Below are 24429 nucleotides of genomic sequence, written 5' to 3'. Positions count from 1 at the left end.
TGCAGGCTCGATTTCATAAAATCACATGCCTCACAAATTTCACTTCGTGCTGTTTATCTTCGTTTTGGCTTCTTGTGCTAAAGAAACGCCCAAACAAAAGACTCTTTTTCAGCTATTGAGTAGTGAAGAAACCGGGGTGCATTTTAGAAATGACCTATCGTACACAGAACATATAAATCCTTACACATTCCGGAATTTCTATAATGGAGCCGGGGTAGCTCTTGTGGATATTAATCAAGATGGGCTGATCGATATTTTTTTTGCAGGTAATCAGACCTCCAATAAGCTCTACCTCAATCAGGGGGGTATGAAATTCAAAGATATTACCGCTTCAGCCGGCTTGGAAAGCACAGGTCTATGGTCCACAGGAGTAAGCATTGCTGATGTGAATGGCGATGGACTTCCCGATATCTATGTTTGTAAATCAGGGCCCCTCGGCGGAGAAAGAAGATACAATGAATTATTCATAAACAATGGGGATCTAACTTTCTCGGAACAATCCGTCGCTTATGGACTTGATGAAATAGGACTCTCCCAACATGCAGTATTCTTTGATTTTGATAAGGATGGAGACTTAGATCTGTACTTACTCAGCAATTCCCCAAGATCGGTGGGGATTTACGATCTCAGGATGGGTCAGAGAGAGATTCGCGATCAAGAAGGGGGCAACAAACTTTTCAGAAATGATGGTGGGAGCTTTACAGACATCAGTGAAGAGGCAAATATATACGGAAGCAGCATCGGCTATGGACTTGGAGTAACTGTGGCCGACCTCAATCAGGATACTTGGCCAGATTTATATGTCTCTAATGATTTCTTCGAACGGGATTACCTCTACATCAACAATCAGGATGGCACCTTTACAGAGGTTCTTCCGACACTTATACCAGAGACGAGCCTAGGATCTATGGGAGCTGACATTGCAGATCTAGACAATGATTTGCGTCCTGACATCTTTGTGACAGAAATGCTTCCTGCAGCACTTGAGCGAATCAAAACCAATACACCGCTGGAAGATTGGGACAAATATCAAGCAAATATAAATGCCGGATATCACCGTCAATTCACTAGAAATACACTACAAAGAAACCTTGGAGCTGATCCCACGACCGGATTACCGGTGTTCGTTGAAGTAGGAAGACAAGCGGGGGTAGAAGCTACAGATTGGAGTTGGGGAGCTTTGATCTTCGATGCCGACAATGACGGATTCAAGGATATTTTCGTCGCAAATGGTATAGTCAAAGACTTGACAGATTTTGATTACGTGGATTACTATTCCCACAATCAAGATAAAATCGCAGGGAACAAACGTGACTCCACTTTGTTGATCAACATGATCGATCAATTCCCCTCCAATCCCCAGCAAAATTACCTTTTTAAGAACCTGGGAAATTGGCAATTCACCAACATTGCAGACAAATCCGGGCTTTCTGACCTAAGTTTCAGCACTGGATCGGCCTACGGTGATTTAGACAATGACGGTGATTTGGACTTGGTAGTAAACAATCTTAACGGTGAAGCATTTATTTATCAAAACAACACCAATGAACTTAGCCTTGGAAGCTATATCCAACTAGATCTTGGACAGAACTTCGGAGCGCAGGTAACTTGCTATGTGGGCACTAATTCTTACTACCAAGAATACCAACCCGTCAAAGGGTACATGTCTTCCGTGGATCCCCGGTTACATTTTGGACTGGGTGATGCGACCACAATTGATTCAATCCAAATCCTCTGGCCCAGTGGGCGTCAAAGCTTATTGAAAGCTGTAGCAGCTAATCAACTAATTACTCCTTCACCTGAAGAGAATAATGAAGTAATTACTCCAGTCCCCCGTGGTGCCACTATTTTCACCCCAGCCAATCTATCTATTCCTTTCATACATAAAGAAAACAATTTCATTGATTTTGATAGGGAAAGACTTCGATTCTGGATGATTTCCAATGAAGGGCCCAAAGCGGAAAAGGCAGATATCACTAGTGATAATCTGGAAGACATTTTTATTCCGGGCGCCAAAGGTCAAGCATCCTCACTAATGATCCAATCTACTCCGGGTAATTTCTCCGCTTCAAATCAAACCCTCTTTGACAAGGACTCCCTTGCGGAAGATGTGCTAGGTCATTTCTTTGATGCCAATGGAGATGGGCTACAAGATCTTGTCATAGGGGCTGGGGGAATTGAATTCGCAGACCTTTCTCCCTATTATAGAGACCGCTTATACCTAAATAGAGGAAATGGCACATTTGCCAAATCCGATCAGTTATTCTCCCCAAAGCCTACTGCATTTCTTATATCCACCGATCTTGATGGAGATGGGGATGAAGATCTGATTATTGGCTACCGATCCGTCCCTTTCGCATACGGAATCCCAACCGGAATAGAAATCTGGCATAATGACGGAAAAGGAAACTTCATCAATGAATCCAATTCCTATAACAAAGAACTCGGATCACTCGGCATGCTCACCGATGCCCAATGGGCAGATCTAGACCAAGATGGCAGTATGGAATTAATTCTCTGTGGAGAGTGGATGCCTATCCGGGTTTTTTCGTTTATAAATGACGATTTCGTTGAAACATCATCGGCATTCAATTTTCAAAATACCTCCGGTCTTTGGAACACCCTTGTCGTAGAAGATCTAACAGGAAATGGATTTCCTGATATTTTTGCAGGCAACCTTGGTCTTAACACCCGCTTGCACACGTCTCCAGAAGATCAACTTCGATTGGTCATCAACGATTTTGATCAAAATGGCTCTATTGAACAAATCTTGGTTTCTCACAAATCAGGAAGATCAATTCCCTGGGTCATGAGGAATACGCTCCTAAAACAATTACCTAGCCTCCGCAAACAGCTGTCAACGTATGCTTCTTACCGGAATAAATCCCTAGAAGAGCTTTTCCCAGAGAATATTTTCTCAAAATCCATAACTTTAACCGTTGACAGACTAGAATCTACACTTTGGGTTAATCAGGGAGATGGCACGTTTAAAGAGGCGCATCTCCCACAGGAGATCCAATCCTCCCCTATTTACTCTATAGAAAAAGGACTCTCGCACCAAGGCAAAAAGCTAATCATAGTAGGAGGAAATCAAAGTAGAATCAAACCGGAGCTTGGAAGTCAACTGGGAAGCTATGGATGGGTCATGCAGCAAAATGCTGATGGGGAATGGATTGTTTTGTTACCGGAAGAAAGCGGAATAAAAGTAGATGGAGAAATCCGGAGTATGCTTCAGCTAACAATAAATAAAAAAACACACGTAGCAATATTTAGGTCGAATGACAAACCGGTTATTTATGAAATCCGCTAGCGCACTTCTGCTTGCCTGCTTAATTTCTACTTTGCTTTCATGCAAAACAGAATATCAAAAGCTGGAAGAAGATGAACTCTCCTCAGGGAAAGTGGAAAATGAGTTGTATCTGGGATTAGAACTCGGAATGACAAAAAAACAATTTTATGAAACTTGCTGGGAGCTCAACCATAAAGGAATCCTAACTAATGGGCCGTCTGAACTTTCCGTAGAATATAGTCTAAAAATGCCTTCAGATAAACCCGCCAAGATGAGGTTTTACCCAAAATTCCATAAGGATAAAATTTACCTTATGCCAATTGAATTCTCCTATGACGGATGGGCTCCATGGAATGAAGATCTAAATGCAGACAAACTTCTGGAAGATACAATTAACCTCTTTGAAGAATGGTATGGCAAAGGATTTATTGAAGTATCAAATAAAGACCGTTCTCAAGTAGCTTTCGTGAAAATGGATGGAAACAGGAGAATCCGGGTTTTTAAGAAACATTTATCAAGCGTAAGGGCAGAAATAGTTGATCTGCCTGTTCAGAAAATGACAGAATGAGCTTATCCATGAGAAGTACGATACAAGCCCTGGTATTTGCGATGCTTTTGTCCTGTCAAAATACCCAAGAGACTGTTAAGACAACTCTCTTCGAATCCTTGAGTCCGGAATCCACCAGAGTTGACTTTATAAATGAGCTTCTTTTTGATGAAGAGTTTAACATCTTTACCTACCGGAATTTCTACAATGGAGGAGGGGTAGCACTTGGTGATGTCAACAACAACGGACTGTTGGACATTTACCTCACTTCAAACCTGGGCGAAAATAAATTATATCTTAATAAAGGCGACTTTCAGTTTGAGGATATAACAGATAAAGCAGGGGTAGCCGGCACCCGGGCTTGGAGCACTGGAGTAGCTATGGCAGATATTAATGGCGATGGTTTTCTGGATATTTATGTGTGCAATTCAGGTGATATTTCCGGAGACAATAAGCAAAATGAGCTCTTTATCAACCAAGGAGACGGCACCTTCACGGAGCAAGCCGAAGCATACGGGCTCGCTGACCAAGGGTTCTCCACCCATGCGGTTTTCTTTGATTACGATAAGGACGGTGACCTTGACGTCTACCTGCTGAACAACAGCTATCAAGCGATCGGCAGCTTCAACAAAATGCAAAATGAACGCCCAAAGCGGGATTCCGTGGGCGGAGACAAGCTTTTCAGAAATGATAATGGGAAATTTACAGATGTCAGCGAAGAAGCCGGGATCTACGGATCCATCATTGGATTTGGATTAGGGATTACCATTGGCGATGTAAATCAAGATTCCTGGCCTGATATTTTTATTTCCAACGATTTCTTTGAAAAAGACTACCTCTACATCAACAATCAAGACGGCACGTTTACAGAATCTCTGGAAAGTTCTATGCGTTCCATCTCAGCAGCATCCATGGGGGCTGATATCGCTGATATCAACGGGGACGGATTGCTGGATATTTTTGTGACCGATATGCTTCCAGAGCCTCAGGCACGGCTAAAGCAAGTGACGACTTTCGAAAACTGGGACAAATTCATGTTCAATAAAGCCCATGGCTATCATTACCAATATTCCCGCAACATGCTCCATATCAATAATGGAGATGGAACATTCAGTGAAATGGGAAGACTTGCCAATGTAGAAGCCACAGATTGGAGCTGGGGAGCCTTGATTTTTGACATGGACAATGACGGCAGACGTGACCTATTCGTCGCCAATGGGATTTATCAGGACATTACTGACTTGGATTACCTGAACTTCATAGATAATGAGGAAACCAAAATCAAAATCATATCGAAAGATGGCGTGGATTACAAGGCATTAGTCGATCCTATTCCCATCACTCCTATTTCAAATTACGCATTCCGAAACCTCGGGGATTTGAAATTTGAAAATTCCTCCAGTGCATGGGGGCTGGGAGAGCCCATCCATTCCAACGGTGCGGCATATGGAGACCTGAATAATGACGGTACGCCCGACTTGGTGGTCAACAACGTCAATAAGCCTGTCAGCATATTCAAAAACCGGGGAAGAGAGTTCAATCCTGAATACCATTCCCTTCAAATACAACTGATCGGAAAAGGTAAAAACACACAAGCTATAGGAGCGCAGCTCAAGGTTTTTGCAGGAGACAAAACTTTCTATGCAGAACAGATGCCAAATCGGGGTTTTCAATCTTCCGTGGATCCTAAGCTTATGATAGGTTTAGGAAATATAAAAACCATAGATCAAGTCAAAGTTCTGTGGCCGGATGGCAGTATCTCTGAAGTCGAAAATATCCCGGCTGATGAATTACTCACAATAAAATGGGAGGAGTCTAGGCTGTTGGCCGAAAACGAAAGCTTTTTCGCCAAACCACAAGCTGCCTTCTTCCAAAAAGAGGATAATGCAAACATAGAATTCGCCCATGAAGAAAATCCAATGGTGGATTTCGACAGAGATCGGCTGACATTCCATATGTACTCTACCGAGGGTCCTGCCTTCGCAAAAGCAGATGTAAACGGGGATGGAATTGATGACTTATATTTTGGCGGAGCCAAAGGCTTCTCGGCGAAACTTTACCTGGGATCAAAATCAGGAAAATACCTGTTATCCCCTCAATCCGTATTTGAAGACGATGCTATCTCAGAGGATATAGATGCTGTATTCTTTGATGTAAATGGAGATGGAAACAAAGATTTACTGGTCGTATCCGGAGGAAATGAATCCGGACTGGGCTCACCCGAGCTTACAGATAGACTGTATCTGAATGATGGAAAAGGCAATTTCGCCAAAAGCAGACAAACCGGCTTCAATTCTAACCGGGGTAGCAGTTCGGTAGTACAGGTGCTAGACCTGAATGATGACGGAGCACCGGATTTGTTTATTGGAGGGCGATTGGTTCCTTTTGTGTATGGTGCTCCTGCGAGTAGCAGCATCTGGATCAATGACGGCCAAGGTAATTTCACAGATCAAACCGCCTCTTTTGCTCCGGAAATGAAAGAAATAGGCATGGTCACCGATGCCAAAGTGGTCGATTGGGACAATGACGGCAGAAAAGATCTTGTTCTTGTAGGCGAGTGGATGGCCCCTATTTTCTTTAGAAATACCGGTTCCAAACTTGAAAAAATCGAAATGCCGGAATTGCAAAATCTGAAAGGATGGTACAGAACTTTGGAAATAGCTGATCTGGATGGAAATGGATTGCCTGATTTGATTTTGGGAAATAATGGCCTGAACTCACGGTTTAAGGTTTCTGAAAGTAATCCGGTAAGAATGTACTTAAACGATTTTGATCAGAACGGCTCTATTGAGCATATTTTCACCAGACAAGAAGGTGATGCACAAGTACCCTACACGTTGAAACATGAGCTGGAAAGGCAAATTCCTACTATAAAGAAGCGGTACATGCGGTACAGCAACTATAATAATCAAACGTTGACAGACATTTTCCCCAAAGAAATTCTGGATAAATCTATCATCAGCGAAATCAACAACCTAGAATCAGGAGTACTGATGAATGAAGGAAATGGAAAATTCACTTGGAAACCATTTCCCCGAATGGCCCAACGATCCTATATTTTTGCCATCCATGTCGCTGACTTGAATAAAGACGGAATTCAAGACCTTATCCTCGGCGGAAATTTATTCAATGCGAAGCCTGAAGTAGGCAAATACGACGCTAGCTATGGAGATGTACTTCTTGGCAAAGGAGATGGAACGTTTGAGTTTTGGTCCAATGCTGAGCATGGCCTTCAGTTGGAAGGGGACATTAGAGCCTTCGCGACTCTTGGAGATGGCAAGCTGTTAGTCGTAAAAAACAGTGCTGCCGCAGAAATCTGGAAATATTAAGATGAAGAAATTTTCTGTTGCATTTTTACTGGGGATAGGACTTGTTTTTTCGTGCAGGGAGAAAGAAGAAAAGCTCTTTGAATTAATGCCTTCAGAGGCTACAGGGGTTCAATTCGAAAACACGCTTATCTCATCAGATTCGCTGAATATTCTAGAGTATCTCTATTTCTACAATGGTGGTGGAGTCGCTGTGGGAGACATCAACAATGACGGCTTGGTGGATTTGTATTTCGCGGGAAACCAAACCTCCAACCGTCTATACCTCAACAAGGGCAATTTCCAGTTTGAAGATATCACGGAATCCGCAGGAGTAAGCGGAGAAGGAGGCTGGTCCACCGGTGTCACCATGGCCGACGTGAATGGAGATGGATTATTGGATATTTACGTGTGTCAAGTAGGGAATTACAAAAGTATAACCGGAAAAAACCGTCTATACATCAATCTGGGAGAGGGGAAATTTGAAGATCAAGCGGCAGCTTATGGGCTAGACTTCGTCGGATTTAGTACCCAAGCCGCTTTTCTGGATTATGATCAGGACGGAGATCTGGATATGTACCTATTGAATCACTCTATCAAATCTCCGGAAATTTTCGCTCCTGCAGATTCCAGAATCAATCCGGATGCCTTGGGCGATAAATTGTTTAAAAATCTGCTTTCGGAAGGGAAAGTTGGATTTGAGGATGTCACCGAAGCTTCGGGGATTTATTCAAGCATTTTAGGATTCGGACTTGGAGTCGGTATAGCAGACGTCAATGGGGATGGCTGGCCCGACATTTACATTTCCAATGACTTCACCGAGAATGATTACCTGTATATAAACCGGCAGGATGGCACATTCTTAGAATCTCTGGAGAACCTGATCTCCAATACCAGTCGATATAGCATGGGAAATGATCTGGCGGATCTCACCGGTGATGGATTGCCCGAGATCTTCACGACTGACATGCTTCCTATAGATCCTGAAATCTGGATGAAATCCGTAGGCGAAGACAAGCCTGAAGTCTATCAGATTAAAAAACAGTTTGGCTATGCCGACCAATACGTCCGAAATCATCTTCAACTCAATCAAGGAAAAGATGGGTTCAGTGAGATTGCGCTATTTTCCGGAATACATGCTTCAGACTGGAGTTGGTCGCCACTTATTTTTGACATGGACAATGATGGACTTCCTGATATCCATATTACCAATGGAATAGAAAAGCGACCAAATGATCTCGATTTCATCCAATATAATCAAAGTGGTGAGCCAAACTTAGCACCGAAAGACGTGCAGGCAAAACAGATTGAAATGCTTCCTACTGTCAAGCTGCCTAATCTTAGTTTTCAAAATCAGGGCAACTTAAAATTCACCGATCAGGCTATAGTCTGGGGGCTTGACCAGCCGAGCTATTCCAATGGTTCTGCATACGCAGATCTGGACAATGACGGAGACTTAGACCTTGTCATAAACAATCTGAATCAGCCTGCATTTATCTATCAAAATCACTCGGAGAAATCAGGCAATTCCTTTCTTCGAATCAACCTCAAAGCCGATGGAAACAATACCTTCGGAATGGGAGCAAAAGTGGGAGTGTATTTTGAAGGAAAAAGTTTATTTCAGCACTATGCAGGCAGTAGAGGATTTATGTCCGGCACGTCATCCACGCTGGTTTTTGGGTTGGGGGTAGCTCAATCCATAGATTCTGTCTCTGTAAATTGGCCAGATGGAGCAGCAGAGGTTTTTCGTGAAATTCCCATTAATCAAACCTCTAGCTTAACCCAAGGCACAGGACAAGGGCTTATAAAGGCAAAGCTACCTGAGAACTCTTTTACCTATCCGGAAATCTCTTGGGAACATCAAGAGAAAACCACGCTGGACGAAACGAAGCGGGAATACTTGATTCCAAAAAGCTTTGCGAGTATGGGCCCTGCATTGGCAGTAGGGGATGTAAACGGGGACGGCCTTGAAGATATCTATGTGGGAGGTGCCCAAGATCACGCAGGTGCTTTGTTTCTTCAGCTTCCTGACGGGAAATTTGAAGAAAAGGAAAATGGCATCTTTATTCAGTTCTCCAAAGCAGAAGATGTAGTGGCCGCATTTGCGGACTTCAATGGAGACGGAGATCTTGACTTGTATGTCGGTAGTGGGGGCAACGAACATCCTAGCGGTACACTTTTCAACTTCGACCGGCTTTTCTTTGGGGATGGGAAAGGCAATTTCAGGTTCAGCCCTATGTCTCTTCCCAAAATAGGAGAAAACACGTCCACACTTGCGATTCACGATATAGATGAAGATGGGGATTTGGACATCTTTGTGGGAAGCTCAGTGGTGAGCGGTGATTATGGAGCAAGTCCAAAAAGTGTCTTATTAATAAATCAAGGCAATGGAATATTTCAAGATCGAACCAAAGAATGGTTTGGGACGGGCGCTGATTTAGGAATGGTCAATTCGGCCATTTGGGCAGATATAGACAGCAATGGAAAAAGTGAATTGATCCTAACAGGAGATTGGCAGGGAATCCGGGTTTTTGAAAATAAAACAGGAAGATCACTTGAGGAGAAAGCAATCTCTGGATTGGAATACTCATCCGGATGGATTCAAGATCTGGCAATCGCTGATGTCAATGGAGATGGTAAGCCGGATATTCTTACAGGGAACCTTGGGCTAAACAGCAAATTAAAAGCAAGCCAGGAAAAGCCTGTCTGGCTTTACTATGGGGATTTCGATGAAAATGGGCAAGCGGATCCTGTTATTTTTCATTACATGGGAGATCACTTAGTGCCTTTTTCCTCGCGGGACGATTTGATCAAGCAGATCCCGGGTATCAAGAGAAAACATTCCTCTTATCAGAGTTATTCAGAAATAACCGGCCCTGCTGACTTATTCGCGGAAGAAATTTTGGCAAAAACTTCCCGGCACCCTGCTTACGAATTCCGCTCAGGGGTATATTTTCAGCAAGCGGATGGAAGTTTTGTCTTCGAGCCATTCCCTGATCAAGCGCAGCTCTCCCCTATTATGTCTGTTTATTGGGACAAGGAGGGCAAAACAATTTTACTTGGCGGAAATTTCTCGGGATTTCGGGTAGACCTTGGAACCAATACTGCTTCAGCTTTCTCTGCTTTTCAATGGCAGAATAATAGCTGGAAAAAGAAAGATTTACAGCATACAATTTCACCCAAATCAGAAATAAGGCAGATCAAAGCTATTCTAGTGAATGGGGAACAGTGGGGCATAGGGGCGGGTAATTCCGATCCATTACGATGGATCAAACTTGATTAAAAACCTTTGTTACTTACTTAATTTCCAATAGCTTTAAGGTCCAAACACAAGAAACTAAGGCTGCAACATCTACTCGATTGCGGTTTTACACCAGAAGCATTTAAAAAACAACTCCCAAAATATGCGTACCGTCAAATTCATGCTCTTTTCAGGAATTCTCCTGACAGCTGTCTCTTGCGCAAAACAAGCTGATTATTCTCAAGCCATCGCAGATGGTCACTACATTACAAGAGCTCAAGGTAGAATCACAGAAGTGATCATTCATGATATATTCTCTCCGCCTGTAGCGACTAGAATCTACACCTACGCATCATTAGCTGCCTATGAAGTAGCTGCCGCTACTGACCCTGCCTATGCATCGCTACTGGGGCAATTGAATGGATCGGAGAAAGTGACCTTCACTCCATCGGAAAAAGTATATCCCCCACTTGCCTCACTTGCAGCCTATTACTATGTAGGCACAGCGATGATTTTCTCTGAAGAAATGATGAATAAGCATAGAGATGCTACGTTCGCAACCCTAAAAGAAAAAGGCATTCCGGACGAAGTCTTCGAGGCCTCAATAGCCTTTGGCAAAGAAGTGGGAGATGTCGTTAAAGCCTATTCTTCAAAAGACAATTATCACCAGAGCCGCTCTTTCCCAAAATTCACCGTCACGGGAGAAGAAGGTACTTGGCAGCCAACTCCTCCTGCATACATGGAAGCTATAGAGCCCCATTGGAGCAAAATCAGAACATTTGTAATGGATTCTGCCTCGCAGTTTAGGCCTCTTCCACCACCTCCATTCTCTACCGACCCGGAAAGTGAATTTTATAAAGCGGCCATGGAAGTCTATGAAATTGACAAAACAGCAACACAGGAACAAAAAAACATTGCGTTCTTCTGGGATTGCAATCCTTACAAAATGAATGTGAAAGGCCATGTGATGTTTGCAGAGAAGAAAATCACTCCGGGTGGACACTGGATGAGTATTGCAGCAATTGCCTCCAAAGCAGCAGAAAAAGACTGGAAAGGAACCGCAGAGGCTTTCGTCATGACGGGAATCTCACTCAATGAGGCTTTCATTTCCTGCTGGGATGAAAAATACAGAAGTAACGTTATCCGACCAGAGACCTATATCAATCAGCACATAGATGAGCAGTGGGTTCCGCTATTGCAGACTCCCCCCTTCCCCGAGCACACCAGTGGACATAGTGTAGCTTCCACTGCTTCAGCTTACACCTTAGCCCGTCTGTTTGGTGATGAATTCCATATCGTGGATAGCTCAGAAGTAGCATATGGGCTTCCTATACGGGAATTTGATTCCTTTTCCCAAGCTGCTAAAGAAGCCGCCATAAGCAGATTTTACGGGGGGATCCATTACCGTCCTGCAATTGAATACGGGATCACCGAAGGTCACAACCTCGCCGAATTCATCTGGACAAGAGTGGATACCAAGTCCAAAAATGTAGCAAGTAACTAATACCAAAAGCATCCGCCGCCCCGGATGCTTTTTTGTTTCCAAATTGTGAAATCTTGATCAAGATTGAACTCATAACTCCTCCTGATGTTTTTATTCCAAGAGATATTCTGTACCTTCTCTTATCACCTTTTCGAATAGGATTTTTCCTTTTCCCGTTTTTAAACTAATCCGTTTATGTCAAAAACCATTATCGTTTCCAATCGCCTTCCCATCAGTCTAAGACACCGAAATGGCCGATTTGAATTCAAACCAAGTGCCGGAGGATTGGCCACTGGCCTAGGCTCTATCTACAAAGAGGGGGAGAATATTTGGATTGGCTGGCCGGGAAATACCGTGGATGATCCCGAACAGCGGGCAGAAATCATCCTCGAACTTCATGAACTTAAAATGGCCCCCGTCTTCCTTTCTAAGGAAGATATAGAGCAGTTTTATGAAGGATTCAGCAATGAGACACTTTGGCCTGCATTTCACTATTTCACCCAATATATGGTCTATAACCCCGAGCACTGGGAGGCTTATGTGCGGGTAAATCAGAAATTTTGTGATGCCATCCTGAAAAAAGCCGGGCCGGACGACACTATCTGGATTCATGACTATCAATTGCTTTTGCTTCCGCAAATGCTAAGGGAAGTACTTCCAAACGCTACCATTGCATTTTTCCAACATATACCCTTTCCTTCATACGAAATCCTTCGGATGATTCCTTGGAGAAAGGAACTGCTTACAGGTGTATGCGGAGCAGATTTAATCGGCTTTCATACCTATGACGATATGCGCCACTTCCTCAGTGCAGTGGGTAGAATCACAGGTCTCTCCAGTGAAAGCGGCTACATTCAGGCGGAGAATAGAATTATCAATGTGGATTCATTTCCTATGGGAATTGATTACCACAAGTTTGCGAAGCAGGCCAAAAGTAAACGAACGCTACGTTTTGTAGAAGAATTTGGCAAACAAGTGGAAGATCAAAAACTGCTCCTTACCATTGATCGTCTCGACTATTCGAAAGGGATCCCTCAGCGCATCCAAGCATTCAATCAATTGCTGGAACAGCATCCGGAGCTTCACGGCAAGGTGTCCATGATCATGATCGTAGTTCCCAGTCGGGATAAAGTACAGTCGTATAAAGAACTAAAAGAAGAAATTGACCTCTTGGTAGGTCGAATCAACAGTGAGTACTCCACTCTCAACTGGGTGCCTGTGCATTACTTCTACCGTAGCTTTCCATTCGAAGAGCTCAGTGCATTCTATAATATGTCAGACATCGCGCTCGTAACTCCATTGCGTGACGGGATGAACTTGGTGTGCAAGGAATTTGTGGCGAGCAAAACTGATCAGACAGGTGTATTGATTCTCTCAGAAATGGCAGGGGCTTCCAAGGAGCTTCAAGATGCGATTCTAGTAAATCCTAATGACAGGCAGGGCGTAGTAGATGCCATATTCAACGCATTATCTATGCCTCAGGTAGAACAGATTGCAAGAATGAGCAGCATGCAGGAAAGCCTTAAAAAATATGATGTATTCCAGTGGGTGAAAGTATTTATGGATCGACTGGATCATGTGAAGAAAAAGCAGGAAGAACTTACTTCCAAGGACGTGGATGCCAAGGTGATGAATGAAATCGAGGCAAGCTTCAAAAAAGCTAAAAATGCTGTTTTATTCCTAGACTATGACGGCACTTTGACCGGCTTTCATTCAGATCCGCAAAAAGCCGTTCCAGATTCAGAATTGAAGGAAATAGTCGCTGATCTAAGCTCCAGCGCACAGGTCGTGATCATCTCAGGAAGAGACAAGGATACGCTCGGCAAATGGTTTGACGGTCAGAATATAGACATGATCGCCGAGCATGGCGTTTGGGTGAAAAGAAAAGAGAATCAAGGGGATTGGGAGCTATATGCAGAAGTCGAAGACGGCTGGAAAGATGATATCAGAAAAGTGATGGAGTATTACGTATTGCGAACTCCAGGAGCATTTATAGAAGAGAAACATCATTCATTGGTGTGGCACTACAGGAAAGTAGAAAGCGGTCTTGGAGACCTTCGGATGCGTGAGCTTTTCAGTCATCTGAAGTACATGGCAAGAGGGTATAATCTTCAGGTGTTGGAAGGAAATATGGTTCTGGAAATCAAACGTCCGGACATCAACAAAGGACGTGCTGCCACAGCGATGATGAAAGGGGTAGATTACGATTTTGTATTGGCAATCGGTGATGACTGGACTGATGAAGACACCTTCAAAGCTATGCCGAAAAATGCCTATTCCATCCGTGTAGGCTATGCATACACTCAGGCCAATTACAATATCAAATCATTCAGGCAAGTAAGGCAGTTACTTCAGAAATTAACGTCCTAACACCAGCGTTTCAACGAATAGTTTAAGGGCGGATTTTTTTCCGCCCTTTTTTCATTTGTCTGATAACTGATCCATACCTAAGGGATCTTTAGAGAATGATTAAATCCACATTTATTCCATGTGTCTTTAAAGGGACGAAGATTCAAGCAAATACCTAAATAAAAACTGTGTTCTCTGCGCCACCCTCCGCGACCACTGCGGTTAAAATCTATAGATATTTCTTATACAGATTATCCAGAATTCGTTTATCCGTTTCTGTCAATTCCGAATCTACATCCCGCTGGATGAAGTGGAGTTTAAAAGATCGAATTGCCGCTTTGGCATCACGCACATCGTACCCGATAATTCTAAGAGCGAGAACAGGATCCAGTCTGTTTTCCTGTAAGGAATCAGTCGTCTCAATCGGATAAAATACATTCTCCTGATGTCCCAACACCGGAAAAACCACTTCTTCATCATACCACAATCCAAACCCCTCTTCTGCCAGCTTTTTCCATGGGAAGTAGATGCTAGGATCCACTTTTCGCGAGGGAGCTATATCCGAATGACCGATAAAATTGGCAGTGGGAATCCCATATTTCCACTTTAACCGCTTCAGTAGCACCAATAAACTCTCGATTTGTGCCGTAGTGAAGGGCTCGCTCCCATTGTTATCCAACTCAATACCAATAGAGGAGGAATTAAGATCGGTATCATTTCCCCACCGCCCTTTTCCTGCATGCCAAGAGCGTAGGTAATCATTCAGCATCTGCACAATCTCACCATCTCTGCCTATCACATAATGTGAACTCACCTGAGTTCTGCTGAGCGTGAAAGTAGCAAGTGTTTGAGCCAACGAATCCTGAGCTGTATGATGGATAATCACATAGTTTGGCTTACGGATCCCGAAGTTGGTAGTTCCTACCCACTCATCGCTGATACTCAATGTGTCGTAATTAAGTTCAGCTTTAGTTTTGGGGATTTCTTGGATGAAAGCCGTGACTTCTTTTACAGCTTTTTTATGTGCTTTGTTGTTCTTTCGATAGATGTCTTTTGAGCATGAAGCAAAAGCTATGATCGTAAAAATCAATAAAACAGCAGATGTGATTCTAGTGAAACCCATGGGGATAAATAGTTAACCAAGATTTGAAGCTACAAGTATTGTACTAAGTCTGAAAACCAGCTGCAGAAAAACCATATAGTGGGGCAAGATGCAAAAAAAACAAGTCCTGCTTCTGGAGAAGCAGGACAACTCAAAAGCAGGACAATACTTTAGTCTGATATTCTTTGGAAATTATCTTCGGGAATCTGCGCGTTTTATCAGTGCTAAATCAGCGGAGATCAGCGAAATTTATCAGCGATAATCTGCGGGAAGTTTAATTACAAGAAATTAGGCCTGTCCAGTTTTTTCCCGATCCGGAAAGCTGCATTCATCAAGCCGACGTGGGAATATGCTTGAGGGAAATTGCCCCATTGGCTCCCCGTCTTCTGATCTACATCTTCAGAGAACAGCTGTAGGTGATTGCAATACTTCACCAGCGTCTCAAATCCTTCCACAGCCTCATCCAATCGGCCCACACACGCCAAAGCTTCTATGTACCAAAATGCACAGATCAAGAAAGTGGTCTCAGGCACACCAAAATCATCCATATGCTTGTATCGATAGAATAAGAAATCCTTTGCTAAAAGCTCCTCCTCCAATGCTTTGAGGTGATCATTTGCCCGCTCCAGATCATTTCCGAAATACCCCATCGTGATCAATTGAAGCGTAGAGGCATCCATATACGTGGATCCTATAGCCTGTGCGTAGGCTTTCCTGTCGGGAAGATAACATTCTTCGATTTTGGCGGCTGCCATGTCTCTCAGTATAATCGCCTTTTGGTATAGCTTATCATCTTTCAGTCTAGTCCCGATTTTGGCAGCTGCACATGCCCCAGCCCAGTGAAATAAGAACGTATAGCAATGCTCCTGCGCCAGATTTCTAAATTCCCAAAGCCCAGCATCTTTCTCATTCATAGTTGCTTCGATCTTATCAAGCAAATTTATAATCATCGGTTTTGAGCTACTTCTCTCCTCTTCCGTAAAGCGCTGATCAGAATAAAGAGGCAATAAGGAAACTAAAACCTGACCGTATAGATCATTCTGAATATGTGTATATGCCTGATTTCCAAAGCGAACAGGTTTATTACCCAAATAACCGTCAAGCTCGGAGATTTCTTCTGTCAACAATGAATCTCCCGTGATCGAATATAGCGGCTGATAGCGGCCATCCGGGCCGGTTTTTAAGTTGTGGATAAATTCAAAATACTTCTCCAGCTCCTCGAAGTGCCCCAAACTATTGAAACAAGTCAAGGTATAATAGCTGTCGCGGATCCAGCAGTAACGGTAATCCCAGTTCCGGGTAGACCCCGGAGACTCAGGAAGGCTTGTAGTAGAAGCTGCGATGATTGCACCTGTGTCCTCGTACTGGTGGATCTTCAGTATCAGCGCAGAACGAAGCACGAGTTTTTGATGAAAATTAAAAATACTGGTGGATTTCACCCATTCCTGCCAGTAAGAAGTAGTCGCTTGAAGAAAACGTTCACAGGTAGTATCAATCGCTGCTTCCAAAGGTCTGCCGTAGGTTAACACTAGGTAAACCGGCTTATTCAAAGAAAATGCCTTCTCATCTATAATGTAGCTCAAGGGAGCATTGGTCGAAAGCCTAAGTTCCTGATCCACATTCATAAAACGGATATGATTGCTCCCCATGCTGGATTTTAGCAATTTAGCACCCCGCTCGGCGGCAGGCTGGCATTTGATAAGGATTTTTGGGGAACCTGAGACCGCTTCGATCTTTCTGATCAGCATGAGCGGCTTGTAGTAGCGGTCAAAGTTCTTAAATCTTGGCGCAAAATCAGTCACTGAATAACAATCCTCACCTGACACTACTGTGGTTTTCAGGATATTGGTATTTTCCAAGTAAGCCTGGGATGATGTAAAGTCATCAGATTCCGGGTGAACAGTGAACTCTCCACCTTTCTCCCTGTCCAGCATTCCCCCAAAAATAAAGTCAGAATCAAATCTTGGCAGACACATCCAGCTGATATTCGTGTCCAGTTCCACATGGGCGATATAGGCGCAGTTACCAATCACCCCACTTCCATAGGTATGTTTTTTCATTAAGGTCAGGTTTGAAATTGAAAAGCTAGGCTAGTGGGTCAGGATTCAAGAAAGCAAAAAAGGGGACGGAATGCAAAAATCCTGTCCCTTAATGAAGTTTTGAAAAGTAGTTAATAATCAAACCTTACCAGATTCGGCTCCCGATCCACTGATACCCCATAGATAGCTCTGTTTTCTTCATCCACCGCAAAGCCCGATAGTGGATAGTCTAGCTGGTATTGGTTCAAAATATTTCCGGAATCTTATATTTTTCCCCAACTAGCTCAATAGGCGAAGGCAAATCATCTTCTGTGAAGTAAACATTTCCATCAGCTTTCTTCGAGGAGCAGCAACAACAGAAAACAGCTATTGTACAAATGAATAAAAGAAATCTAGCCTCCATAATAGCGTTAAAATCTCAAGAATAATCAAAGATCCTCTGTCAAGCTCGCTATTATCCTATTTAATCACAAGATTTAGTTTAAAAAAAACCAAAACCTAATTCAAAGTGTACTTTTTACATTTCAGGCCAATCCAACACTCACACATACAACTTCTTATCCCGGATATAATCCGCCACTCCATCGGGAAGCAGGTATTTGACAGACTTGCCTCCCAAGATTGACTTGCGGATAAAAGTTGCTAAAATATCCAGTAATGGCGCATGGATCAGCTTGATATTCGGATGCTCAATAGTGATAAGATAAGTATCCCCTAACCTAAAATAACCAAACCAGATACAATGAAATTGGCCAATGATATAGGCAAATGGAACTAGGTGAAGCTTGGCTTTGGGACTCTAACAGCAACCTTATACACCTATGTGGAAATTAAAAGCAAAAATTGGTTGCATAAACCATATTTTTACTTTAATATTTAGTCAGCCTAAAATAACTACAAATGAAAAAAATTTTCTTATTCACACTGATGCTGTTAGCAGCTTCTTCTCTGTATGCACAGAACGTTCAATTTGGGCTTAGAGCTGGCCCGAGCTTCACTACTCTAGGCGGGGATGATGCTAAAAATGATGACCTTAAGATCAGAATTGGCTTTCATGCAGGCGGATATGCCTCTTTTGCACTATCCGAATCACTAAGCTTTGATGCCGGACTGCAATATGCCAACAAAGGCGCTAAAGCGCGTGATGGATCTTCCACATCCATCTTGAGAAATGGATACCTGGATCTTCCACTTCTTCTAAAAATTAATACAGGAAACATGTTTTACCTACTTGCAGGGGCTCAACCTTCACTTATGATCTCCTCGGCTGTCATTTTAGACAACAACGGAAATAAAGTAACTGTCAACGGAAGCGAAGTTCGGGAATTGTGGAAAGATGCTGATCTAGCTGGCGTGATCGGTATAGGGGTGGAGCTAGGGGCAGGAATAAATGTGCAGACCACATACGAACACGGATTTATAAACATCAGCGAAATATCCGAAGAAATTTACAACAGAGGATTAAAATTGAGCATTGGGAAAACGTTCTAAAACACGCCATTTTCCAAAGAATTGAATTTAGGATAGAGAAGGGCTAAGTGAAAATCTTTGGAGTTATTATCTGAAACCCTACACATACAACTTCTTATCCCGGATATAATCCGCCACTCCATCGGGAAGCAGATATTTGACAGACTTGCCTTCGATAATGGATTTACGGATAAAAGTTGCTGAAATATCCAGCAATGGTGCATCGATCAGCTTGATGTTCGGATGCTCAAAGGACTTCATTTCACCCGGACGTGGATAAACGAAAATCTCATAGTTGTCCAAGATTGTTTGATAGTTCTTCCAGCGTTTGAGCTGGGTGAGATTGTCCGAACCCAAAAACAAACAAAACCGGTGCTGTGGATACTGGTCGGTAAGGTATGCTAGGGTATCTATGGTATAGCTTGGCTTGGGCATGGCAAACTCCACATCCGAGGCCCGAAACTGAAAATTATCCTCTATTGCAAGCTCCACCATGCGCAATCGGTCAAATTCATGAATTAGCGACTGCCGTTTCTTCAAGGGATTCTGTGGGCTGACCACAAACCACACCTGATCCAAATCAGTACGGTCATGTAGGGTATCGGCAATAATCAGATGACCAATATGGATGGGATTGAAGGAACCGAAGTACAGACCGATTTTCACAGCACTAGCGGGCTAAAAATTCGCTGACCAAGTATTCGGCTTCCGCACTGGATTTCGTAAAGTCATCATTCACAACGGTAACATCAAACTGCGGTTCAAACTTCGACTCAAATTCAGCTTTGAACAAGCGGCGTGAAAGAGATTCTTCGGATTCCGTACCTCTATCATTTAATCGCTCAGCCAGTACATCGAGACTGGGTACCTTTACAAAAATTGCCAATGCCTGCTCTCCAAAGTATTTTTTCAGGGCAAGTCCACCCTTCACATCCACATCGAAAATCACAGCTTTGCCGGAGTCCCATATCCGTTGGATTTCTTCTTTGAGTGTACCATAGAAGTTGCCTGCATAGACCTCCTCCCACTCAATAAATGCATCCTCGTCTATTTTTTTTATAAATTCCTCCTGAGAGAGAAAATAGTAATCTTTACCATGAACCTCATGTCGCCCCCGCTTGTCCCGTGTACAGGCAGAAATAGAAAATCCCAAATTTGGGATGGTTTGGATCAGATGCTTCACTAAAGAAGTCTTCCCTGATCCTGATGGGGCAGAAAAAATAATGGCCTTACCTGATGTTGTCATGGCTATTTAATATCCTGAATCTTCTGACGGATACAGTCCGCCAACTCAGTGGGCACAGCGTGTTTGGTGCATTTAGTTTTCAATACATCACGGATAGCTTGTTCCAAGTGGTAATGTTCAAAACACGGTTGGCACTTGGCTAATTTTTCTTCCAAGACTTCCTTACCGGAATTTTTCAGGTCTCCGTCCAAAATACTTTCTAGCAATTCGAAGCATTTGCTCTCGTCACTGCATTGCATCTTTCGCTCTCCAGATGGTTTATCATTCATTTCCATGGGGTAATTATTCGTTATTATTCCTCCTCTTCGTCCGTATTGTATCCCATATTGTGGGCGTATCCTTGAAGTTTCTCTTTCAAAAGATTTCTTGCGCGGTGCAATCTGGATCTCACCGTACCGATAGGAATATCCAGAATCTTGGCCATTTCCTCATAGGTGAATCCTTCCAAATCGCACAAAATAATCACTGTACGAAAATCCACTGCAAGGCTATTTAGGGCATTTGATATCTCATCACCGAGCATATCCTTGACAGATTCTGCTCTGAGATCGCTAGTACTTTGGTAGTGAACATCATCCGAGTTGTAATAAGTTTCAACCTCCTGATAATCTACCTTCGTAGGTTGTTTGGATTTCTTTCTGTACTCATTGATGAAGCTGTTCTTCAAAATTCTGAAAAGCCAAGCCTTTGCATTCGTACCCTGCTCAAATGAGTTGATAAACCGATAGGCTTTCAGGTAAGTATCCTGCACAAGATCTTTGGCATCATCTTCATCGAAGGTGAGCCTGTAGCCAAAATTGTACATTGAGTCTATGTGTGGCATAAACTCCCCATCGAAGATGGCATTTTTCTCTTCCTGAGAATATTTTCTGCGCTGAACTTCCGACATAAGTCCCAAAAGTAATGATTGGGTGAATTTATAACTAGGAATTGGGAAGAATTCAGGCGATTTCGTTTATTTTGTTGCATAGTTTGGCTCTCTTCAGCCACAGATTTCCCAGCGATATACCGATATGTTTTTCTTTAGACTGCTTTCAAGGCTTCCTTTGCCTGTTCTATACCTGTTTTCAGATCTGCTTTATCTTATAGCCAGGTATGTCATCAGCTACCGCAAAAATGTGATTGACGAGAATCTACGCTATGCTTTTCCTGATAAAACTCCCGAAGAAAGAAAAAAGATAAGAAATAAATTTTACCGAAACTTCACCGATGCATTTTTCGCCGAGACGATCAAAATGCTGACTATTTCAGAAAAAGAACTCAAGCAAAGATTTCAAGTGATCAATCAGCATATGGTCGATGATCCTGTCAGAAACGGTAAAAGTTCCCTGATGATGGCCGGTCATGTATTTAACTGGGAAATGGCAATTCTGGGAGTGGCACTGAATACTGAAGTGACCGCAGAAACCGTTTATCTCAAGCTGAACAACGTTTTCTTCAACAAACTCATGCTTGCGATCAGAACTCATTTTGGTGGAATAATGACCGAGAAAAGCACCTTTAGACGCAGCATGATCACGATGAGAAATACTCCCCGAATAGTACATCTAGCTGCCGATCAAAGACCTCCTGTATCAGACACTCGCTATACCCGGGAGTTTATGAATAGACCTGCCTTGTTTTTCGAAGGTGGAGAGATTTTGGCCAAAAAAATGGACCTCCCCGTTTTCTTTGGAACAATGAGCAAAATAAAACGTGGACATTATAGGTTTGAATTCTCACCGCTGGCCGCTCCACCTTACGCTGACCATGCTCCGCATAGTATTACGGATGAATTTTGCCGAAGGCTGGAAGACAATATCCGTGCACAGCCGGATCTATACCTATGGAGTCACAAGCGCTGGAGAATTTAAATTTATTAATTAAAAAATTGGAAGATTTAAGTTCTCCAATACTACTTATCTTTAATACATGTCCTTTCTCGAATCTTTGTATTTGAGTCATTGTTTCTCACTTCTTGACTCTTGAATCTAAAATCTTGATACTAGCTACTTAATGCTATCTAGCATCTTGCTTCAAATAAAATGGATTACCTCGAAAGTTTAAACCCGGAGCAGCGACTGGCTGTAGAGCATACGGATGGACCGGTGATGATCATCGCGGGAGCGGGATCAGGCAAAACCCGTGTACTCACCTACCGCATCGCCCATTTGATATATGCCAAAGGTGTAGATGCCTTTAATATTCTATCGCTGACATTTACCAACAAAGCGGCAGCAGAAATGCGCCACAGAATTGAATCATTGGCAGGCTTGGAAGCCAGAAATACCTGGATGGGGACATTTCACTCCGTTTTTGCAAAAATCCTGAGAGTGGAAGCACCGAAAATTGGATACCCCTCCAATTTCACCATATACGATTCCGATGATTCCAAATCGCTTATCCGCACGATAGTAAAGGAAATGCGCCTAGACGACAAGGTGTATAAAGCCAACGCAGTGCTTTCCAGAATTTCCGGAGCCAAAAACCGGCTAATTTCCTGGAAAGTGTATCAGGACGACCCGTTTGTGAAAGCCGATGACGAAGCAGCCATGAAGCCCAAAATGGGTGAAATCTACCAGCGCTATCAAGACAGGCTTTTCAAAGCAGGTGCCATGGACTTTGACGACTTGCTTTTCAATACTAATATCCTATTCCGTGACCACGTCGACGTGCTGAACAAATACCAGCAGCGTTTTCGTTATGTGATGGTGGATGAGTTTCAGGATACAAACCTTTCCCAATACCTGATCACGAAGAAACTGGCTGCCGTTCATCAAAATATCTGTGTGGTAGGTGACGATGCACAAAGTATCTATGCATTCCGGGGAGCCGATATCCAAAACATTCTGAATTTCGAGAAGGATTATCCGGATTTATTTGTGGTGAAACTGGAGCAAAACTACCGCTCTACCAAAACGATAGTAGACGCTGCCAATTCTATTATTGATAAAAATAAAGCGCAGCTCAAAAAAAACGTCTGGACTTCAAACGGAGATGGAGACCTGATCGAATTGGTCAAAGCAAGTACTGATAGTGAAGAAGGAAGAATCGTAGCCTCCACTATTTTCGAAGAGAGAAACACCAAACAGCTCAGCAACAGTGATTTCGCCATCCTCTACAGAACCAACTCTCAGTCCAGAGCGATAGAAGAGGCGCTCCGAAAACTCAATCTAACCTACAAGATCGTCGGGGGACTTTCATTCTACCAAAGAAAAGAAATCAAGGATCTGATGGCTTACATGCGCTTCACCGTAAACCCGGTGGACGAGGAGGCTTTCAAGAGAATAGTGAATTATCCCAAACGCGGGATTGGTGATACTTCGGTGGACAAGCTTTTGGTAGCGGCATTTGATCATGACATGCCGCTCTGGGAAGTCGTGCAGAATGCGCACAGCTTCATAGGAGGCAGAGCAGCGAGTCAATTGGATGACTTTGCCACGATGATCAAAGCCTTTAAGATCGAGGTAGAGCGAAAGGATGCGTTCGAAGCAGCCAGCAGTATCGCCAAGCAAAGTGGGCTATTGCGTGAGCTCTATGAAGACAAAACCATAGAAGGACTAAACCGGTATGAAAACGTCCAGGAATTGCTTAACGCGATCAAAGAATATGTGGACAACGAAGAGAATGAAGACAAAAGTTTAGGCTCTTTTCTTCAGGAAATCGCCCTGCTCACCGATAATGACAGGGACAAGGACATGACCGATGCCATCACGCTGATGACTATCCACTCCTCAAAAGGTCTGGAGTTTAAGCAGGTCTTTGTGGTAGGCATGGAAGAGGATTTATTTCCCTCTCAGATGATGATGCAGAGCAGAGAAGATCTGGAAGAGGAAAGACGGTTGTTCTACGTCGCCACCACCAGGGCGATGGACAAACTTTATTTCACCTATGCACTGACCAGATACCGATATGGAAGATTACTGAATTGTGAGCCAAGCAGGTTCTTGGAAGAAGTCTCTCCGGACTGCATCAAGGTAAACAAACGAGTCGCATCAAAAGAAATGTCAGGTGCCTTCCGAAAAGAAGGACTGCCGGGAACATCAGAGTCTTCGGGATACATAGGCATCAAGAAGAAACCGGAAACCAGGATGCCAACGGCAATGAAACTACATACGCCAAGCCCTGATTTCAAGCCTTCAAATACAAACAATCTCCAAGCCGAGCAATTGGTAGAGCATCCGAAGTTTGGCTTTGGCAAAGTTATAAAGATTGAAACAGAAGGAATTAACCGAAAAGCAACGATTCAATTCGAGCATTTTGGCGAGAAGACTTTATTACTTAGCTTTGCGAAGCTCAGAATTATAGACTAATCACTTGCTCCCCTGCCTTTTGGTAATTTTTTCATTACCTTAATTAGCGCAAAATAGGGGAAGCAT

Annotated in this window: 16 protein-coding genes; 10 read left to right on the top strand and 6 right to left on the bottom strand. The window is 43.2% G+C overall.

The genetic code is table 11. The annotated features are described in order from the left end of the window. Positions 1-25: 25 nt before the first annotated feature. The 6 genes from J2X69_RS22555 (at position 26) to J2X69_RS22530 (ending at position 14235) form a co-directional block, all read left to right on the top strand. Positions 26-3310 carry a VCBS repeat-containing protein gene (locus tag J2X69_RS22555; RefSeq protein WP_310108409.1) on the top strand — a complete coding sequence of 1095 codons (3285 nt, stop codon included), beginning with the start codon at positions 26-28 and terminating at the stop codon, positions 3308-3310. Further along, positions 3297-3857, top strand: a complete 561-nt coding sequence (locus J2X69_RS22550) for a hypothetical protein (RefSeq protein ID WP_310108407.1) — start codon at positions 3297-3299, stop codon at positions 3855-3857. The genes J2X69_RS22555 and J2X69_RS22550 overlap by 14 nt, the downstream gene beginning before the upstream one ends. 8 nt (positions 3858-3865) lie before the next feature. After that, the gene (locus tag J2X69_RS22545; RefSeq protein ID WP_310108406.1) at positions 3866-7165 is read left to right on the top strand and encodes a VCBS repeat-containing protein; all 3300 of its coding nucleotides are present in this window, start codon (positions 3866-3868) and stop codon (positions 7163-7165) included. A gap of 1 nt (position 7166) precedes the next feature. Beyond that, on the top strand, positions 7167-10424 hold the full coding sequence (locus tag J2X69_RS22540) for a VCBS repeat-containing protein (RefSeq protein ID WP_310108404.1): 3258 nt from the start codon (positions 7167-7169) through the stop codon (positions 10422-10424). A gap of 121 nt (positions 10425-10545) precedes the next feature. Continuing rightward, positions 10546-11886, top strand: coding sequence for a vanadium-dependent haloperoxidase (locus J2X69_RS22535; RefSeq protein ID WP_310108402.1), 1341 nt, complete (start codon positions 10546-10548; stop codon positions 11884-11886). Positions 11887-12060: 174 nt separating this feature from the next. Next, positions 12061-14235: a bifunctional alpha,alpha-trehalose-phosphate synthase (UDP-forming)/trehalose-phosphatase gene (locus J2X69_RS22530; RefSeq protein ID WP_310108400.1), complete on the top strand. Its 2175-nt coding sequence runs from the start codon at positions 12061-12063 to the stop codon at positions 14233-14235. Between the two features lie 208 nt (positions 14236-14443). Here the strand turns inward: J2X69_RS22530 and J2X69_RS22525 are convergent, their stop codons facing one another. Next, complete coding sequence (locus J2X69_RS22525; RefSeq protein WP_310108398.1) at positions 14444-15337, bottom strand: N-acetylmuramoyl-L-alanine amidase; 894 nt, start codon at positions 15335-15337, stop codon at positions 14444-14446. An 88-nt stretch (positions 15338-15425) separates the two neighbouring features. Here J2X69_RS22525 and J2X69_RS22520 point away from each other — a divergent pair, with 88 nt between their 5' ends. Continuing rightward, complete coding sequence (locus J2X69_RS22520) at positions 15426-15578, top strand: hypothetical protein (protein WP_310108396.1); 153 nt, start codon at positions 15426-15428, stop codon at positions 15576-15578. Positions 15579-15594: 16 nt separating this feature from the next. On the opposite strand, the gene J2X69_RS22515 is transcribed toward J2X69_RS22520, so the two are convergent. Then, on the bottom strand, positions 15595-17376 hold the full coding sequence (locus J2X69_RS22515; RefSeq protein WP_310108394.1) for a glycoside hydrolase family 15 protein: 1782 nt from the start codon (positions 17374-17376) through the stop codon (positions 15595-15597). A gap of 879 nt (positions 17377-18255) precedes the next feature. Here J2X69_RS22515 and J2X69_RS22510 point away from each other — a divergent pair. After that, on the top strand, positions 18256-18846 hold the full coding sequence (locus J2X69_RS22510; protein ID WP_310108391.1) for a porin family protein: 591 nt from the start codon (positions 18256-18258) through the stop codon (positions 18844-18846). 78 nt (positions 18847-18924) lie between these two features. Here J2X69_RS22510 and nadD read toward each other — a convergent pair whose 3' ends face one another. Genes nadD through J2X69_RS22490 form a run of 4 tightly spaced genes read right to left on the bottom strand, consistent with a single transcriptional unit; the run spans position 18925 to position 20960 of the window. Then, entirely contained in the window at positions 18925-19491 is a 567-nt protein-coding gene (nadD, locus tag J2X69_RS22505) for a nicotinate (nicotinamide) nucleotide adenylyltransferase (RefSeq protein ID WP_310108390.1), read from the bottom strand. Positions 19492-19495: 4 nt separating this feature from the next. Next, complete coding sequence (gene gmk, locus J2X69_RS22500) at positions 19496-20071, bottom strand: guanylate kinase (protein ID WP_310108388.1); 576 nt, start codon at positions 20069-20071, stop codon at positions 19496-19498. Between the two features lie 2 nt (positions 20072-20073). Continuing rightward, positions 20074-20346 carry an anti-sigma factor gene (locus J2X69_RS22495; protein ID WP_310108386.1) on the bottom strand — a complete coding sequence of 91 codons (273 nt, stop codon included), beginning with the start codon at positions 20344-20346 and terminating at the stop codon, positions 20074-20076. 17 nt (positions 20347-20363) lie between these two features. Next, positions 20364-20960, bottom strand: coding sequence for a sigma-70 family RNA polymerase sigma factor (locus J2X69_RS22490; protein WP_057939486.1), 597 nt, complete (start codon positions 20958-20960; stop codon positions 20364-20366). Between the two features lie 124 nt (positions 20961-21084). Here J2X69_RS22490 and J2X69_RS22485 point away from each other — a divergent pair, with 124 nt between their 5' ends. Together J2X69_RS22485 and J2X69_RS22480 are read left to right on the top strand one after the other, a co-directional pair. After that, a complete protein-coding gene (locus tag J2X69_RS22485) occupies positions 21085-21924 on the top strand; it encodes a lysophospholipid acyltransferase family protein (RefSeq protein ID WP_310108383.1) in 840 nt (279 codons plus the stop codon). A 171-nt stretch (positions 21925-22095) separates the two neighbouring features. Beyond that, on the top strand, positions 22096-24363 hold the full coding sequence (locus J2X69_RS22480) for a UvrD-helicase domain-containing protein (protein WP_310108381.1): 2268 nt from the start codon (positions 22096-22098) through the stop codon (positions 24361-24363). Positions 24364-24429 lie beyond the last annotated feature (66 nt).

The organism is Algoriphagus sp. 4150 (assembly GCF_031457395.1).
GTDB lineage: Bacteria > Bacteroidota > Bacteroidia > Cytophagales > Cyclobacteriaceae > Algoriphagus.
This window is presented reverse-complemented; position numbering and strand designations above follow the sequence as displayed.

Bases quoted from the DNA above. Each gene is read 5' to 3' on its own strand.
- J2X69_RS22555 (WP_310108409.1), top strand. From the start codon at position 26: ATGCCTCACAAATTTCACTTCGTGCTGTTTATCTTCGTTTTGGCTTCT.
- J2X69_RS22550 (WP_310108407.1), top strand. From the start codon at position 3,297: ATGAAATCCGCTAGCGCACTTCTGCTTGCCTGCTTAATTTCTACTTTG.
- J2X69_RS22545 (WP_310108406.1), top strand. From the start codon at position 3,866: ATGAGAAGTACGATACAAGCCCTGGTATTTGCGATGCTTTTGTCCTGT.
- J2X69_RS22540 (WP_310108404.1), top strand. From the start codon at position 7,167: ATGAAGAAATTTTCTGTTGCATTTTTACTGGGGATAGGACTTGTTTTT.
- J2X69_RS22535 (WP_310108402.1), top strand. From the start codon at position 10,546: ATGCGTACCGTCAAATTCATGCTCTTTTCAGGAATTCTCCTGACAGCT.
- J2X69_RS22530 (WP_310108400.1), top strand. From the start codon at position 12,061: ATGTCAAAAACCATTATCGTTTCCAATCGCCTTCCCATCAGTCTAAGA.
- J2X69_RS22525 (WP_310108398.1), bottom strand. From the start codon at position 15,337: ATGGGTTTCACTAGAATCACATCTGCTGTTTTATTGATTTTTACGATC.
- J2X69_RS22520 (WP_310108396.1), top strand. From the start codon at position 15,426: ATGCAAAAAAAACAAGTCCTGCTTCTGGAGAAGCAGGACAACTCAAAA.
- J2X69_RS22515 (WP_310108394.1), bottom strand. From the start codon at position 17,376: ATGAAAAAACATACCTATGGAAGTGGGGTGATTGGTAACTGCGCCTAT.
- J2X69_RS22510 (WP_310108391.1), top strand. From the start codon at position 18,256: ATGAAAAAAATTTTCTTATTCACACTGATGCTGTTAGCAGCTTCTTCT.
- gmk (WP_310108388.1), bottom strand. From the start codon at position 20,071: ATGACAACATCAGGTAAGGCCATTATTTTTTCTGCCCCATCAGGATCA.
- J2X69_RS22495 (WP_310108386.1), bottom strand. From the start codon at position 20,346: ATGGAAATGAATGATAAACCATCTGGAGAGCGAAAGATGCAATGCAGT.
- J2X69_RS22490 (WP_057939486.1), bottom strand. From the start codon at position 20,960: ATGTCGGAAGTTCAGCGCAGAAAATATTCTCAGGAAGAGAAAAATGCC.
- J2X69_RS22485 (WP_310108383.1), top strand. From the start codon at position 21,085: ATGTTTTTCTTTAGACTGCTTTCAAGGCTTCCTTTGCCTGTTCTATAC.
- J2X69_RS22480 (WP_310108381.1), top strand. From the start codon at position 22,096: ATGGATTACCTCGAAAGTTTAAACCCGGAGCAGCGACTGGCTGTAGAG.